This window comes from Micromonospora globispora (assembly GCF_003857015.1).
In the GTDB taxonomy this organism is placed as follows: domain Bacteria; phylum Actinomycetota; class Actinomycetes; order Mycobacteriales; family Micromonosporaceae; genus Micromonospora; species Micromonospora globispora.
This window is the reverse complement of the sequence record NZ_QGGF01000411.1, coordinates 1-14,863: the sequence shown is the minus strand read 5'-3', so window position 1 is coordinate 14,863 and position 14,863 is coordinate 1. Positions and strand designations below refer to the sequence as shown.

At 72.2% G+C, this 14,863-nt stretch carries 15 protein-coding genes; 8 read left to right on the top strand and 7 right to left on the bottom strand.

Going from position 1 to position 14,863, the window contains the following annotated elements; genetic code table 11:
• Window positions 1–150: 150 nt before the first annotated feature.
• Complete coding sequence (locus DKL51_RS22260; RefSeq protein ID WP_109943001.1) at window positions 151–819, bottom strand: NAD(P)-dependent oxidoreductase; 669 nt, start codon at window positions 817–819, stop codon at window positions 151–153.
• 153 nt (window positions 820–972) lie between these two features.
• Between DKL51_RS22260 and DKL51_RS22255 the strand changes: the two genes are divergently transcribed.
• The gene (locus tag DKL51_RS22255) at window positions 973–1,395 is read left to right on the top strand and encodes a MarR family transcriptional regulator (protein WP_243420714.1); all 423 of its coding nucleotides are present in this window, start codon (window positions 973–975) and stop codon (window positions 1,393–1,395) included.
• Window positions 1,396–1,407: 12 nt separating this feature from the next.
• On the opposite strand, the gene DKL51_RS22250 is transcribed toward DKL51_RS22255, so the two are convergent.
• Together DKL51_RS22250 and DKL51_RS22245 are read right to left on the bottom strand one after the other, a co-directional pair.
• The gene (locus DKL51_RS22250; protein WP_109942999.1) at window positions 1,408–2,535 is read right to left on the bottom strand and encodes a PP2C family protein-serine/threonine phosphatase; all 1,128 of its coding nucleotides are present in this window, start codon (window positions 2,533–2,535) and stop codon (window positions 1,408–1,410) included.
• A 100-nt stretch (window positions 2,536–2,635) separates the two neighbouring features.
• Window positions 2,636–3,274 carry a septal ring lytic transglycosylase RlpA family protein gene (locus DKL51_RS22245; RefSeq protein WP_109965256.1) on the bottom strand — a complete coding sequence of 213 codons (639 nt, stop codon included), beginning with the start codon at window positions 3,272–3,274 and terminating at the stop codon, window positions 2,636–2,638.
• 204 nt (window positions 3,275–3,478) lie between these two features.
• Here DKL51_RS22245 and DKL51_RS22240 point away from each other — a divergent pair, with 204 nt between their 5' ends.
• A complete protein-coding gene (locus DKL51_RS22240; protein WP_243420715.1) occupies window positions 3,479–4,021 on the top strand; it encodes a phosphoribosyltransferase family protein in 543 nt (180 codons plus the stop codon).
• Between the two features lie 33 nt (window positions 4,022–4,054).
• On the top strand, window positions 4,055–5,128 hold the full coding sequence (locus tag DKL51_RS22235; RefSeq protein ID WP_109965257.1) for a questin oxidase family protein: 1,074 nt from the start codon (window positions 4,055–4,057) through the stop codon (window positions 5,126–5,128).
• On the opposite strand, the gene DKL51_RS22230 is transcribed toward DKL51_RS22235, so the two are convergent.
• A complete protein-coding gene (locus DKL51_RS22230; protein WP_109965258.1) occupies window positions 5,121–5,636 on the bottom strand; it encodes an alpha/beta hydrolase in 516 nt (171 codons plus the stop codon). The genes DKL51_RS22235 and DKL51_RS22230 overlap by 8 nt on opposite strands.
• Before the next feature lie 112 nt (window positions 5,637–5,748).
• Here DKL51_RS22230 and DKL51_RS22225 point away from each other — a divergent pair, with 112 nt between their 5' ends.
• On the top strand, window positions 5,749–6,180 hold the full coding sequence (locus DKL51_RS22225) for an ASCH domain-containing protein (RefSeq protein WP_124812443.1): 432 nt from the start codon (window positions 5,749–5,751) through the stop codon (window positions 6,178–6,180).
• Between the two features lie 11 nt (window positions 6,181–6,191).
• On the opposite strand, the gene DKL51_RS22220 is transcribed toward DKL51_RS22225, so the two are convergent.
• Window positions 6,192–7,070, bottom strand: coding sequence for an LLM class flavin-dependent oxidoreductase (locus DKL51_RS22220; protein WP_185734883.1), 879 nt, complete (start codon window positions 7,068–7,070; stop codon window positions 6,192–6,194).
• 93 nt (window positions 7,071–7,163) lie between these two features.
• Between DKL51_RS22220 and DKL51_RS22215 the strand changes: the two genes are divergently transcribed.
• Window positions 7,164–7,484, top strand: a complete 321-nt coding sequence (locus DKL51_RS22215; protein WP_124812445.1) for a PadR family transcriptional regulator — start codon at window positions 7,164–7,166, stop codon at window positions 7,482–7,484.
• Window positions 7,485–7,529: 45 nt separating this feature from the next.
• Window positions 7,530–8,618: a hypothetical protein gene (locus tag DKL51_RS22210; protein WP_124812441.1), complete on the top strand. Its 1,089-nt coding sequence runs from the start codon at window positions 7,530–7,532 to the stop codon at window positions 8,616–8,618.
• A gap of 21 nt (window positions 8,619–8,639) precedes the next feature.
• On the opposite strand, the gene DKL51_RS22205 is transcribed toward DKL51_RS22210, so the two are convergent.
• Window positions 8,640–9,224, bottom strand: a complete 585-nt coding sequence (locus tag DKL51_RS22205) for an NUDIX domain-containing protein (RefSeq protein ID WP_260428621.1) — start codon at window positions 9,222–9,224, stop codon at window positions 8,640–8,642.
• 467 nt (window positions 9,225–9,691) lie between these two features.
• Window positions 9,692–13,546, bottom strand: a complete 3,855-nt coding sequence (locus DKL51_RS22200; RefSeq protein ID WP_185734882.1) for a S8 family serine peptidase — start codon at window positions 13,544–13,546, stop codon at window positions 9,692–9,694.
• Between the two features lie 395 nt (window positions 13,547–13,941).
• On the opposite strand from DKL51_RS22200, the gene DKL51_RS22195 reads away from it, so the two are divergent.
• The gene (locus DKL51_RS22195) at window positions 13,942–14,199 is read left to right on the top strand and encodes a hypothetical protein (protein ID WP_124812439.1); all 258 of its coding nucleotides are present in this window, start codon (window positions 13,942–13,944) and stop codon (window positions 14,197–14,199) included.
• Window positions 14,200–14,533: 334 nt separating this feature from the next.
• A complete protein-coding gene (locus tag DKL51_RS22190) occupies window positions 14,534–14,824 on the top strand; it encodes a hypothetical protein (protein ID WP_221623223.1) in 291 nt (96 codons plus the stop codon).
• Window positions 14,825–14,863: the final 39 nt, after the last annotated feature.

Here is a 14,863-nt window from a genome sequence, read left to right as displayed (position 1 = left end):
CAACTGATCCTCGCGCCGCCCACCCCGGGCGGCGCGAGGATCAGTTGGCCCGCGGAGGCCCGCCCCACCACCCGGTGGGGAGTCGCTCGCCCAGAAGGCGAGGATCCACAACACCCACCGGCACCCCGGTAGACGTTAGTGGACACCGCACTAGTTGGCGACGCCGACGGTCTGCCCGATCGACTCGGGCCGGTCGAGCAGGTGGAGCATCAGGTGGGCGACGTCGGCCCGGGAGACGGTGAGCCCGCCGCGGATGTTGCGCCCGTACGCCGTCCGGTAGCCGCCGGTCACCGGCTTGTCGGTCAGCCGGGGCGGGCGGACGACCGTCCAGTCGAGGCCACTGTCCCGCAGCATCTCCTCCATCAGCGCGAGGTCGGCGTAGTGCCGGCGGAGCACCCGCCTGATCGCGGGACCCATCAGGAAGCGCATCAGCGGCCCGTCGCCGGGGTCGCGCTTCGGCGGGTGCGGGCGCCCGGGGGAGGGCACGACGCCGACCGGCGCGGCGCTGACCACCACGATCCGTCGTACGCCGGAGCGGGTCATCGCCTCAACGATCTTCGCGGTGCCCCGGGCGGCGATGCCGAAGTCGGCCGCCGAGCGCGGCCCGAGGCCGGAGAGCACCGCGTCGGCCCCCGCGACCGCCGTACGCAGGGCGGTCGGATCGTCGGCCGCCAGGTCGGCACCGACCACCCGGACCGGGCGGTCAGCCAGCCGTTCCGGCCGGCGCACCACGGCGGTGACCTCGTGGCCGGCGGCGACGGCCTGGTCGACGAGGTGTCGGCCGATGCCCCCGGTGGCGGCGAAGACGGTGATTTTCATGGGTACGCCTCTCGTCGACGACCACCCCCGGCGGCCGCCCCTCGTAAGATATGGAAACCGTAACAGTTGATACGAGGCTCAAACAATATGGATTCCGTAGAACCTGGGGACGCCCGTCGCCGCCGCCGCACCGCCACGCGGGTCAAGGAGGCGATGCGCGAGCTGAACAACCAGCTCGCGCTCCTCAACCACCACGTCGGCGTACGGCTCTCGCTGCGCGACGTGGACCTGGACTGCCTCGACCTGATCGCCCGGCACGGGCCGATCAGCCCGGGCGCGCTGGCGCGCCGTGCCGGCCTGCACCCGGCCACCATGACCGGCATCCTCGACCGCCTCCAGCGCGGCGGCTGGATCGTGCGGGAGCGGGACCCGGACGCCGCCGACCGCCGCTCGGTGACCGTCCGGGCGCTGCGCGAGCGCAGCGCGGAGGTGTACGGCCTCTACGCGGGCATGAATGCGTCGATGGACGACATCTGCGCCGGGTACGACGAGAGCCAGCTCGAACTCATCGCCGACTTCCTGCACCGGGCCGGCGAGGCCGGGCGACGGGCCGCCGACGAGCTGGCCGAGGGCTGAACGGGCCGCCCGTCAGCTCTCCGCCGCGCCAACCTCCCAGCTCGGCACGGCGGCCGTCACCCCGCTGCGCGGGCCGGTGTACTCCATGAGCACCAGCGCGATGTCGTCGTCGAGCCGGCCGTGCACCCACTCCACCAGGGCGGTCTCCAGCGATGCCAGGCCGTCGGCGACCGTGCCGTGGCCCAGCAGCCGCCAGGCCCGGTCGGCGGTCGGAAAGAACTCCCCGTCCCGGCGGGCCTCGCCGAGCCCGTCGGTGAAGAGCAGCAGGCGGTCGCCCGGTTCGAGCCGTTCCACTCGGGGGCGGACCACCGGCATGAAGCCGAGCGGGGGCGCGGGGGCGGGCGGTTCGAGCGGGATCACCGCGCCGCGGCGCAGCAGCAGGGGCGGCGGGTGTCCACAGTTGACGATGGTGAGCGTCCCGCCGCGCTCCTCGACCAGCGCCGCGGTGACGAAGTCCTCGTCACCGACGTTGCGGGCCACCGCCCGGTCCAGGTCGGTGACCACCGCCCGCAGGTCCGCCCGCTCGTACGCGACGTGCCGGTAGGAGCCGAGGACGATGCTGGCCAGCCGGACCGCGTCCAGCCCCTTGCCCCGCACGTCCCCGATGATCATGCGCACCCCGTACGGGGTGTCGATCGCCTCGTACAGGTCCCCACCGATCTCCGCAGTGGCGGTGGAGGAGATGTAGCGCCCGGCCACCGAGAGGGTGCCGACCTGCGGGCCCAGTGGGCGGAGCACCGCCTGCTGGGCCACCGCGGCCAGCCTCGACAGCTCGGCGATCTGCTCGGCCTGGCGCTGGCGTACCGCGGCCACGGCGGCCGCGATCGCGGTGGCCAGCGCGATGCCGGCCACGTTGACCGCGGTCACCAGCGACATGGTCCGCTCGGCGAGGGCGAAGGCGGCCCCGATGACGGTGCCGAGACCGCCCACCCCGAGCACCACCCGCCAGGAGGCCAGCGCGGCGGCGAGGAACGGGGCGGCGACCATCAGCGCGACGTAGTGCGCCGACCGGCCGTCCGCCAGCTCCACTGCGGACACGAGTGCGAGCAGCACGAGGGCCGCGCCGAGGCCGGCGCGGGATCCGGGGCTCAGCGGGCCACGGCCCGACTGGAAGGTTTGCGTGGGTACACCGGACAGCATGCCTGATGGACGTGAACGGGTGAATGAACCTGACCCGTCGTCCGAGGAGGTTCTGCCCGGCCGGATCGCCCGGCTGGCCCGATCGCCGCCGGTCACCGGGTCAGCCGAGCACCTCGTACTTGACGGTCAGCTCGCCGAGGTCGAGGGAGGCGATCGCGGCGAACGCGGCCCGGGAGAGGTCCAGGCAACGGCCGTCGACGTACGGGCCGCGGTCGTTGATCCGGACGATGACCGACTTGCCGTTGTCCGGGTTGGTCACCCGGACCCGGGTGTTGAACGGCAGGGTCTTGTGGGCGGCGGTCAGCGCGTCCGGGTTGAACACCTCGCCGGTGGCCGTCATCTGGCCCTCGTCGTAGAAGGACGCGCCGCAGGTCCCGCTGTCGACCACCGTGGCGGCCGACGAGGTGGTCCGCGTCGCCGTGGGACTGGGCTTCGGGCTGGCGGTACGCGCCTTGCTCCGCGAGGCGGCCTGCGTGCGGGTCGCCGTCGGGCTTGGGGTCGCCTTCGGCGACGGGCTGAGGCTCGGCGAGAGCGACACGGTGGGCGACGCGGACGGCGAGGTGGGGGCGAGGGTGCTGGGCAGCGCCTCGGCCACGGTCGGCTCCGGGGCGGCTTCGCCGGAGGTGAGCTGGACCGCACCGACGGTGCCGCCGACGGCGAGTACCACGCCGACCGCCGCGGTGGCGGCGATGCCGGCCGGGGAGAACTTGCGGGTACGAAGGTGATGCCTACCAGCCACCGCCCGGTCCTTTCGTGATCTGAACAAACCGGCTCGGACCGTAACGAGAGAAGCACTTCCGAAGTCAACGTGATCATGGTGGTATGCCCGTATTTGCTCGCATACGTGTAGCCGATCGGTCATGACCGATCGCCCGAATGGAGGAAGGACCGCTGGCCGGAGCCGGTGTCGCAACTCCTGGGTCGGGTGGCCGAGGATGGGACGGTGCTGAGTGAACGCCTGGTCGAGCTGTTCCGCTGGGTCGACCCCGGCCCGGAGAGCGACCACCTGGTCAGTGACGTCTCCGGCTGGTGGCGTGACCCGGAGGTGCTGGCCGCGCTCGGTCCGGCCCTGGTCGCGCCGTTCCGGCCGGCCCGGCCGACGGTGGTCCTCGCGCCGGCGGTGACCGGGCTGCTGCTGGGCCCGCTGGCGGCCACCGCGCTCGGGGTGGGGTTCGTGCCGGCGTACAAGGCGGGGGACGGGCGACTGCCCGCCGGGGCGGTCACCTGGGCGCGCAGTACACCCGACTTTCGCGGGCGTCGGGTCACTCTCGGCGTCCGGGACCGGCATCTCGGCCCCGGCGACCGGGTCCTCGTCGTGGACGACTGGGTGGCGACGGGCGCCCAACTACGCGCGCTGTACGAGATCTGCGCCGCCCGGAAAGCCGAGGTGGTCGGCACCGCCGCCGTCGTCGCGGACTGCCCGCCCGAGGTCGGCACCGATCTGCGGGTACACGGTCTGATCGACGCCACCCGGTTGCAGGCTTGACCTGAAGCGTGGTTGAACTCCGAGGATCGCCGCATGGACGACGGAATCCTGGACGAGGCGTACCAGCGGCTGCACCGGACCGGCCCCGAGTTCGAGGGCTGGCTCTCCAACCATGGACCGATGGCGGTCGAGGCGCTGGTCCGGCACGGGCACGGCACGCGCGTACACCGCTGGCTGGACGACTACCTGCGCCGCCTCGACGAGCTGCCCCGCGGGCTCCGGCCCGTCGACGACTGGCGGGACGCGCTCGGCGACCCCAGGCGGGCCGGTGACTGGCTGGCCCACTTCGACCGCGAGCTGCGCGAGCATCCCTGGCGCGAGGTGCTCGGCACCTGGTGGCCCCGGCTGCTCCCGGGCATCGCGGCCGGCGCCACCCACGGGGTGATCCGGGTCGGGCACGCCGTCCGGGTCCTGCGCACCGACGGGGTGAACCCGGAGCGGCTGGCGGAACTGGGCCAGGCGCTGGGCTACTGGGCCGCCCGCTGGCAGCCGGTGCCGGGAGCCGGCCCGCTCACCGGTGACGCCGACGTGGTGACCGCACTGGCGGCGCTGCCCCGGATCCCCGAGCAGGCGGGGGGCATCCGGGAGCGGCTGGGCCGGCTGCCGGGCGTACCGGAGTGGACCGGGGCCGTCGCGGCGCTCCGCCGGTTGGACACCCCGGCGGAGGCGGAGCGGACGCTCACCCAACTGGTGCACCGCGCCGGGCTCGACTACCTCCGGTACGGGCACGGCAACCCGGTGATGCTGGTGCACGCGGTGACCGCGCCGACGGCGGTGCTGCGGACCCTGCCGGCCCTCGATCCGGCCCTGTGGGCGCCGAGCGTCGCTGCGGCCTGGTCGGCCACGGCGGCCGTGACCTCGGTGTACGCGCCCCCCGCGCCCGCCGCGCTGCCGACGGTGGCGCTCCGACAACTCCAGCTCGGCGCGTCTGACGCCGCGCCGCGAGCTGGAGCCGTCGCAGGCGACCCGGCGGAGGTTTTCGCCCGGGCCGCGCGGCACGGCGATGCGCACGTGGTGAAGCTGGCCGACGCGGTGCTCGACGCCCACGCGGCGACCGGCGACGAGCAGGTGCTGGCCGCCGCCGGCTACGCCGGTCAGCTCATCTGACGAAATCCTCCACGGCGGTGCAGACCTGACCGAGCACCTCGGCCGAACGGGCCAGCGGGCCGGGCACCAGCATCGAGTGGTCGGCGTCCGGGATCTCCAGCACGTGCGGGGTGAGCCGGCGGGCCAGCTCGCCGTCCCAGAGCGAATCCGCAGTGCCGCCGACCAGCAGGAACGGCGCGGTGGCCCGGCTCAGCGCCTCGACCACGTCGGGCTGGTTGAGCACCGGGGTCAGCCAGACCGCTGGCAGGCCGCGGTCGGCGGCGAGCCCGGTGGCGAAGGTGCCGAGGGACTTCCCGACGAGCAGCTCCCCGCCGTCGGTGAGGGCGGGCGCCACCTGCTCGCCCACCCAGGCCCGGGCCCGGTCTCCCGGCAGGTCGGGGGGCACCTGCCAGGTGATCTCGTGGGTGTCGTAGCCGAGCCGGCGCAGCGCCTCACCGACGTAGGCGAAGAGCGGGGCCCGGGTGTCGTACCACAAGCCCGGAATGAGCACGGCGCGTCGGTCCGCCATGGTCGCCTCTTTCCTCGTGCCTGCCATCCGCCGTCACGCTATCGCCCACCGGTCGACCGCGGAGGCCCGAAATGCCGCGCCGGCTCTTCGGCTGGGGGATAGCGTCGGCAGGATGTGGCCCCGGATCGGTGGACTGCGCTCGCTCGCCCTCGGCACGCCCGGCGAGCTGCGCACCACCCTCAACACCCTGGTGCTGGCCGGCGTGAAGACCGCGACCGCCGGCCTGATCTCCGAGTACGCCGAGGAGAACGAGGAGCTGGAGCACGTCGGCGAACGGCTGGCCCTCGTCGACGACCACGACGCGCTGGTCGGGGTCGTCGAGGTCACCGGGGTCGAGGTGGTCCCCTTCGCCGACGTCCCCTGGGATTTCGCTCGCTCCGAAGGAGAGGGGGACCGGTCCATCGAGGAGTGGCGGGGGGGCCACCGCGCCTACTGGGCCCGGCAGGGCACCCAGGTCGACGACGACACCCGGATCGTCTGCATCCGCTTCCGGCTGATCTCCGCGGGGGACGGCGGCATCAGTACCGGCGACCTCAGCACCTGATCGATCCCTCCTCAGGCGCGGCGCAACTCGAGCAGCAGGCCCGCCGCCTCCACCAACACCGCCTCGTCGCCGGCGTACCAGCTGCTGGCCCGGGGCCAGTGCGTCGCCACGTCGGTGAAGCCCAGCCGGGCGGCCCGGTCGACCTGTTCGGCGAAGAAGTCGGCGCTGCTCAGCGAGAACACCGGCGCCGAGTCGAGCGACAGGTAGCGGTCGAGGGTGGCCGGGTCACGCCCCGCCTCGCCGAGGGCCTTGTCCATGCGGGCGGAGAGCTCCGCGACCGAGGACCACCAGCTCTCCAGATCGTCGCCGCCGGCACCGGTCGTCACCCAGCCCTGGCCGAAGCGGGCCACCAGCCGCATCGAGCGCGGCCCGTTCGCGGCCAGCACGAACGGCACCCGCGGCTGCTGGACACAGCCGGGGTTGTTCCGCGCGTCCACAGCCGCGAACCAGTCGCCGCGCCAGGTCGTCCCGTCCTCCCGCAGGACCAGATCGAGCAGCTCGACGAACTCGCCGAACCGGTCCACCCGCTGCCGCGGCGGCAGCGTCTCCCCACCCAGCACGGTGGCGTCGAAGCCGATGCCGCCGGCACCGATGCCGAGCAACAGCCGGCCGCCGGAGACGTCGTCCACCGCGGTCACCTGCCGGGCGAAGGCCGCCGGGTGCCGGAAGTTGGGCGAGGCGACCAGCGTGCCGAGCCGGATCCGCGAGGTGACCGTCGCGGCGGCGGTCAACGTGGTCATCGAGTCGAACCACGGGCCGTCGACGAGGTCCCGCCAGCCCAGGTGGTCGTACGTCCAGGCGTGGTCGAAGCCCCACTCGTCCGCCTGCCGCCAGCGGCGCTGGGATTCCGTCCAGCGCTGATCGGGGAGGATCACGATGCCAATTCGCATGATCGTCAGCGTACGGGTCGGGTCGGACGGGTTGGCGTGATCGGCCCGTTGACGATGCATCGATCACTTATATATATTGCCGACGTGACCGCGATGCGCGAGCCGACATTCCTCATCCTCACCGCGCTGGCGGCCGGCCCCCGGCATGGCTATGGGATCACCCAGGACGTCGCCGACCTCTCCGAGCGGCGCGTCACCCTGCTCCCCGGCACCCTCTACACCGCGCTGGACCGACTGACCGCGCAAGGTCTCGTGCAGCCCGACCGGGAAGAGGTCGTGGACGGCCGGCTGCGCCGCTACTACCGGATCACCCCGGAGGGTGTGGACGCGCTGCACACCGAGACCGCCCGACTCCGCCAGCTCGCCACCGTCGCCGAAGCCCGGCTGCGCGGCCTGCGCCCCCGCACCGCCTGACCCCGCTCCGGCCCACCGCCGCGCTTGAAGATCGAAGGGGAGGCCATGCCGCCGACCGGCGACCCGCTCACCCGCCACTACCGGCGGCTGCTGCTCTGCTACCCCCGTTCCTACCGACGGGACCGTGGGGAGGAGATCCTCGGCCTGCTGCTCGACACCGCACCGGCCGGCCGGATCCGTCCCACCGTCCGGGAGGCGTTCGACGTGGTCCGCAACGGCCTGCGCTGCCGGCTCGGGCGCCCGACCAGTCGTACCGTCGGGGTGTGGGCCGTGCTCACCGCGGTGATCTGCGGGCTCTTCACCGCGGCGGCGGCCTCCCGGGTCGCCTGGGAGACCTCCCGCCCCCAGCCGGACCGGGCCGAGGCCGCGGCGATCTTCGCCGACGCCCTGCCGGGACGTTCGATCGGCCAGATCGAGACGGCCCCCGCGCTCTTCGTCTTCTACGGCGAGCCCTTCAGGTGGCAAGCGCTGGACGACATGCTGTTCGGTGACGGCGGCGAGTACCAGCCGGGCTTTGCCAGCGCATCAGCCACCGGCCTCCCGCCGGTACCCGTCGAGCAGACCCTCGCGGTGACCCGGCAGCACCTCCGGGCGAGCGGCTGGCGGATCTACGAGACGGTCAGCCGGGCCGACCGGGAGTGCGTGAGCGCATGCGATCCCCCGGTCGCGCTCACCGACACCACCCTGGTGGCCAGTCGGGGCGACACGGTCTTCCGGATGACGCTGTTCGCGGAGGGTGGGCCCAACCCCACGAACGCCGCCCTGGAGGTGCAGCGGGCGGCGCCACCGGCCGTCGTACCGGCCGCCGTGCTCGCCGGTCTGGTCGGCGGCGTGCTCGCCTGGCTGGTCTTCGGCTGGGCGAGTCGACGCACCGAGTACCGCCCCGGAGTGGCCCTCCCCTTCGGAATCACCATGTTCCTCTGGTGGCTGCCGGTCCTGCTGGCGATCCCGTCGCTGATCGGGCACCAGCGCGCCGAACCCCACCCGGACTGGCACCCGCTCTGGGAATGGCTCGGTCAGCCGACCGGCTCGCTCTTCTTCCTCATCGGTACGGTCTGCGCCTTGATCGTGCTCGGCTGCTCCGCCGTTCCGCGCCGCGACACCGCGCCGCTCCGCACGATCGCCACCGGCTGACGCCCGGGTCGGCGGCATCCGTCAGATGCGGCCGGCGGCGGGCACCTCGACGAGCTTGGCCATCATCGGGCCCATGTGCGGGTCGAGGGTCTCCGGACTCGCAGCAGCCACCTCCCGCGGTGCCCACCAGCGGACGCTCCGGAACTCGCCGAGGTCGGGGGTGAGCGCCTGGTCCCGACTGCCGGTGAGCAAGAACCAGAGGCTGACGTCGGTGTGCCGCTCCTCCGGCCGCCCCACGGTCTCGGTGACGGTGAGGAAGGCCGGACGCTCGCCGAACCGCGGCGAGAAGACGGCCGGCACGCCCAACTCCTCCACCACCTCCTGGCGTACGGTCTCGACGGGGTGCTCGCCCGGCTCGACGTGGCCGCCGCTCGGCAGCCACCTGCCGGCCTTGATGTGGTCCACGAGCAGCACGCTGCCGTCCGCCTCGTCCCGCAGCAGGAAGTACGCGACCAGGTGCGGCGAGGGGGTGCGGGGCTTCTCCCGACGGAAGATGTCGTCGGTCCCGGCCAGCCAGGCCAGGCAATCCGCCCGGTGCCGCGCCTCCAGGTCGTCGGCCGGCGTCAGCGCCTCGACCAGTGCCCGGATCTCGCTCTCCACCCGCATGGCGGGGATGCTGCCACCCCGGTGCGACACTCCGGGCGTCCGGCTGCGACCCTTTCCATCCTGCACTGTGACAGCGCCCCTGAGCGGATCTCCTCGTCCGGCAGCCGAGGCCGGATCGGCACCCAACTGCCGCGGGAAAGACGCCTGTAGCGGGCACGGCTGGCGCGAGAAGCGGTAGCAACGATCGAGGCCCCGGCCAGGAAATCTGTCCTGAGCTGGGGCCTCGCGCTGGAGCGGGTGACGGGAATCGAACCCGCACTGTCAGCTTGGGAATCGCACAAGATCGGCTGTCAGTGCGGCCTTACGCCTGTTCGGCGCGCTCTCACGTGGCCTGGGTTGGCATCCGGTGACACCACCTTATGGCCCGTGGATGACCACCCCGTATCGGGCTCGCTTCGTGGTGGCGGAAAGACGCGGCTCCCCCGCCGCGGTCGGACGGGGGAGCCGGTCGGAAGCTGCCGACGAGGTCAGTAGACCTTGAAGCTCCGCTGCGGGCTGAAGCCCGCGGCGTGGTCGGTGTCGGCGGGCTTGTAGACCCGGTAGTAGTACGTGCCCTTGCTGGTCGGCTTGATGGAGAACGCGTACGTGCTCGATGAGGAGAGCGTCCTGCTCGTGACGTTCTGCCACGACCCGCTGACCAGGCGCTGGAGGTAGACCGTCTGACCCGAATGGTTGGGCGACACCGAGCCGGAGAGGGTCACCGTGCCGCCGAGGGCGAACGAGGTCTTCGACAGCGTGGCGGTCACCAGCGTCGCCACCGTCACCGTCCGCAGGCTGCTGACGCTGCCGGTGTACGCGGTGGAACCCCGGTAGAGCCACTCGTAGCTGACGCCCTTGGCCGGCTTGTGGCTGTACGTGAGCGCCCCGTTGGTGCCGCTGGTCACCGTGGCGATCAGCGTGTACGAGGAGGTGCCCTTGTACTTGCCGTACAGCTGGACGGGCTGACCGGCCAGGCCGGCGCCGGTGTCCTTGCGGGTCAGCGCGCCGGTGATGGTCACCGTGCCGCCGTAGGTCAGCGCGGTGACATTGCTGGTGATGGTGGCGCCGGTGCCGAGCAGCTGCACCGTCGGGCCGGCGCTGTACAGGCCGGACCGGTCCCTCACCCACACCCGGAAGGTGTAGGTGGTGCCGGCGACCAGGCCAGTGGCGGTGACCGAGGTGCCGGTGCCCGCGTACACCGCGGTGCCGCTGGTGGCCGACGACGGCGCGGTGGTGCCGGCGGCGGACCGGACGATGACCTGGTCCAGGTCGGTGATGGCCGGCAGGGTCCAGGTCAGCGTGGCGGCCCGGAACGCGCCGACCGCCATCAGGTTGCCGACCGCCGGCGGCGCGAGGTCGACCGTTCGGAAGGTGGTGCTGAACTTCTCCGTCTGGGCGGCGCCCGAGCTGTCCTTGAGGCCGCTGACGGTGATCCGGTACGGCGTGTTGTCCTGCAGTGCCGCGGTCGGGGACACGGTCACCGTGTTGCCGCTGACCGACACGTCGGCCACCGCGGCCGCCCCGGTCTTCCCGTTGACCAGCCGCACCGTGGACGAGGTCACCGAGGCGGGGTCCACGTCCCGGGCGAAGGTCACGGTCGGCTTCGCCGCGATCGGCACGCCGGTGGCAAAGTCGGCCGGGGACACGTCCTGTACCCAGCCCTGCTCGCCCACCGGGCTCGGCTCGGCGCCGTTGTGCAGCACCACCAGGCCGTTGTTGTAGTCGGCGATGACCGCGTCGACCCTCTTGTCGCCGTCGATGTCGCCCAGCGCGAGGCCCTGCGGGTTGTAGTGCGAGGCGTACGGGATGGGCGAAACGGCGGGGGCGCCGAGCGAACCGTCCACCTGCTGCGGCAGCGTGCTGAGCGTGTTCCAGCCGCCGTGCGCGGCCACCACGTCCGTCCGGCCGTCGCCGTTGACGTCGGCCGCCTCGACCGGCTCGGGAATGTCCGCCACTGCGACCATCTGCGGCGCGTCGAGCCCGCCGGTGGTGTTCTGCCGGTAGACGGCGAGGAACGAGTTCGGGCGGTTGCCGCTGATGCTGGCGACGACGTCGGCCCGGCCGTCGCCGGAGACGTCGGCCACCTCGATGCCGTTGGTGCCCCAGATGGAGCCGGTCGGGTGCTCGGTGAGGTTCCAGCCGGCGTCCGTGTGATGCCAGACCCGCACCATGTTGCTGCCCAGACCGACCACGTCGGCGCGGCCGTCGCCGTCGACGTCACCGACTTCCAGTTCGCCGGTGTTGTCGCTGGTCACCGACGACACGGTGAAGGTGTGGTCCGTCTCCTGGGTGAGCAGCTTGATCCCGCCGGTGGCGCTGGCCACCAGGTCGCTGTCGCCGTCACCGTCCATGTCGCCCGCTGTGACCGCCTGGCTGCCGGAGGTACCGGCGACCGCACCGGTCGACTCCAGCGTGCCCGCGTCGGTCTGCCGGAAGATCTCCACGCCCGCCTTGGTGGCCAGCGCGACGTCAAGCTTGCCGTCGCCGGTCGCGTCGAGCAGGGTGAGCCCGGCGTTGTCCGAGTACTGGAGCCCGGTGGCGTACTTCACCGGCACGTCGAGAGTGCCGTCGGGCTTCTGGGCGTAGACGAAGAGCTTGTAGTCGTTGACCGCGTCGAAGTAGTAGCCGGTGGCCAAGACCACGTCGTTGCGGCCGTCACCCGTGACGTCGCCGATCGCCACGGTCTCCGGCCACGACCCGGTCCGGCTCGACTGGTACGCCCCGAACATCGGCGCCGGCGCAGTGGCCAGCGAAAGGGTGTAGGAGCGAGTGTCGGCGGCGCCGTTGTAGTTGCGCACCGAGACGTAGTAGGTGCCCGCTCCGATCTTCGCGGAGACCTTCTCGGCGCCGCCCGGTGGGGCCACGTCGGACTCGCCGACCAAACGCAGGTTGCTGTCGTAGACGGCGACCATCGCGTCGAGGTTCTGGTACCGGTTGCCGTCGTACGCTGGCGGGGTCACCGTGACGTCGACGGCCTTGAGGCCGTCCGTGGTGAACTTGAACCAGTCCACGTCGCCCTCGGCGCCGATGGTGCCGGTGGTGGAGCCGCTGAACGCGACGGCCCGGGCCGGCACGTCGTTGGGCTCGTTCGCGCCCAGCGACGGGGCCGGGAAGTCGGTCGTCCAGCTGCCGCCGACCGCGGCGTACGCGTCGAGGACGCCCCAGCCGTAGTACGGGTCGATGCCGCGCGGGCCGGCGTCCCGGGCCGTCTTGCAGATCACGGAGAGGACCTGCGACGGGGTCAGCGACGGGTAGAGCGTCCGGACCAGCGCAGCGGCGCCCGAGACGATCGGCGCGGAGAACGAGGTGCCGTCGCCGATGTAGTAGTCCGAGCCGAGGCCGGTGGAGACGATGCCGGTGCCGGGGGCGGCCACGTCGATCCAGTCGCCGTACGAGCTGAAGTCGGTGAGCTTGCCGGTGGCGTCGGTCGCGGCGACCGAGATGACCTCGGGGTACGACGCCGGATACTGGGCCCGCCCGTCGCCCTCGTTGCCCGCGGCCACCACGATCACGGCACCCTTGCCGGTCGCGTACACGACCGCGTCGTGCAGGACGCTGCTCTCGTCCGGACCGCCGAGCGACATGTTGATGATCTTGGCGCCGTGGTCGGCGGCCCAGACGATGCCCTCGGCGACGTCCGAGTCGTTCCCGCTGCCGTCGGCATCGAGGACCTTGACCGGCATGATCCGGGCGGTCCACGCGACGCCCGCGACGCCGATGCCGTTGTTGGTGTTGGCGGCGGCGATGCCGGCCACCATCGTGCCGTGGCCGTTGTCGTCGGCCGGCGAGGCACCCGGGGTGATGGCGTTGTAGCCAGCCACCGTCCGCCCGGTCAGGTCCGGGTGTGCGGTGTTCACGCCGGTGTCGACCACCGCGATGATCTGGCTGGTGGAGCCCTTGGTCCGGTCCCAGGCCTGGGGCAGCCGGACAGTGTTCAGGTAGGACTGGTCACCGTCGACGTACGCGGGATCGTTCGGCGCGACGGTGGCCTTGCGCTTGTAGTCGAGGCTGACGCTGGCGACCGCCGGGTCCTTGCGCAGACTGCGCGACAGGTCAACGGCGGAGCTCTCGCCGCGCACCTTGACCCAGCCGGTCCCGGCGACCTCGGACGAGGCACGGACGCCCCGGCGGGACAGGACGCGGTCCTTCGCCGACCTGGTGGCGTCGGGCTTGAAGCGGACCAGGACGGCGTTCGGGTCGAAGTCGCGTTCCTTCACGTCACGCGAGCGTTCCGGGCGCGGCAACTGCTTGGCACTGAACGTGTGGTCGGGTGACTGCGCGGCGTAGGCGAAGTACCCGCTGGGGACGATCGCCCCCGTGACGGCCAATGCGAGCGCAGCCACCGCCGAGCGGCGGAGTGGCAATGAAACCCCCGTTATCAAGGGATGCAGAAGACCGCAGCCGATGGCACCGGCCTGCGGGCGTTCGCAGTCTTCCAGAGGGGGAGCCGCGGCACCAGCCACAAACGGTTGTCCTCGAGCTGGCCGAAACGCCGGGGCGTAGGCGTCGAGTTGCTACCGTCATCGCCGTGACCGAGGAGCTGACGCAGGACTATCTCCAGGCGGTCGACCAGGCACTGCCCGGCTACGTGCGCGGCCTCTAGCTCGACCGGAAGCGTCTGGGCCAGCTGGGCGCCCGAGACGTTCGGCAATTCCTCGCCGCGCTTGCGGCTGAGGGCGCGGGCGAGCGGGCGGCGCAGCTGGCGGACGCGGTGCTGCGGGCGGCGCTGGAAGACGCCATGCGGGAGGAGATCATCCCGCGCAACGTCGCAAAGCTGGTCCGTGCGCAGCGGCCGGCGAAGCAGGAGCGTGAGCCGTTGACGGTCCAGCAGGTCCGGACGCTGCTGAACTCCACCCGAGATCACCGGCTGGCGGATCGGGCCATCGCCCAAGCGGTGACCAACGCGGTGAAGGCTGAGCGCAAGAAGGCCAAGAGGCCGGCGGCGGGTTCCTCGGACAAGGCCAAGGGCAAGAAGGAAGGCAAGAAGCGTGGCTAGTGGCCCGTGGGTGGCCCGTCGGGCGCCGCTGGCGACAGCAACGACTGAGGCCCCAGCCAGGAAACCTGTCCTGAGCTGGGGCCTCACGCTGGAACGGGTGACGGGAATCGAACCCGCACTGTCAGCTTGGGAATTGTCGATCTCTGGCAGGCCACCGGCTTGGCAGCCTGGTCTTCGCAGTCTCGCGTGGCCTCGGCTGACCCCCGTTGTCCTCGGCCAATGGCACGCTAATGGCACGCCGCGTGCTCGCCGGCGACCGCTGGCCGGATGCGATCGCCTGCTATCACGGCGGCAAGAGGTTGTGTTAGTGATCAGGTGGCGGCAGGATCAGTTGATGGATCTTCTTGCTTTGCTGCCCGCGTTCGTTGCGGCGGTACTGCTGATCTCCGCATCGCCCGGTCCGGCCATGGCGCTGATCTTCCGACGGGCGGCCTTGCATGGCCTGCGGGCGGCGGTGCCGACGGTACTGGGGCTGGAGGCCGGCCTGTACGTGTGGGCTCTGTGCGCTGGAGCGGGCTTGGCTGCGGTGGTGGCGGCCGATGGGCAGTGGGCCGGGGCAGAAGCGGGTTCGGGAGTATCGGGGTCAGATTCCTTCGCCGGGTCGACCGACGGTGGCGTGGCGTGAGGACCGGGTCAAGTTCTGGGCTGCGATCAGTCGCGGTGT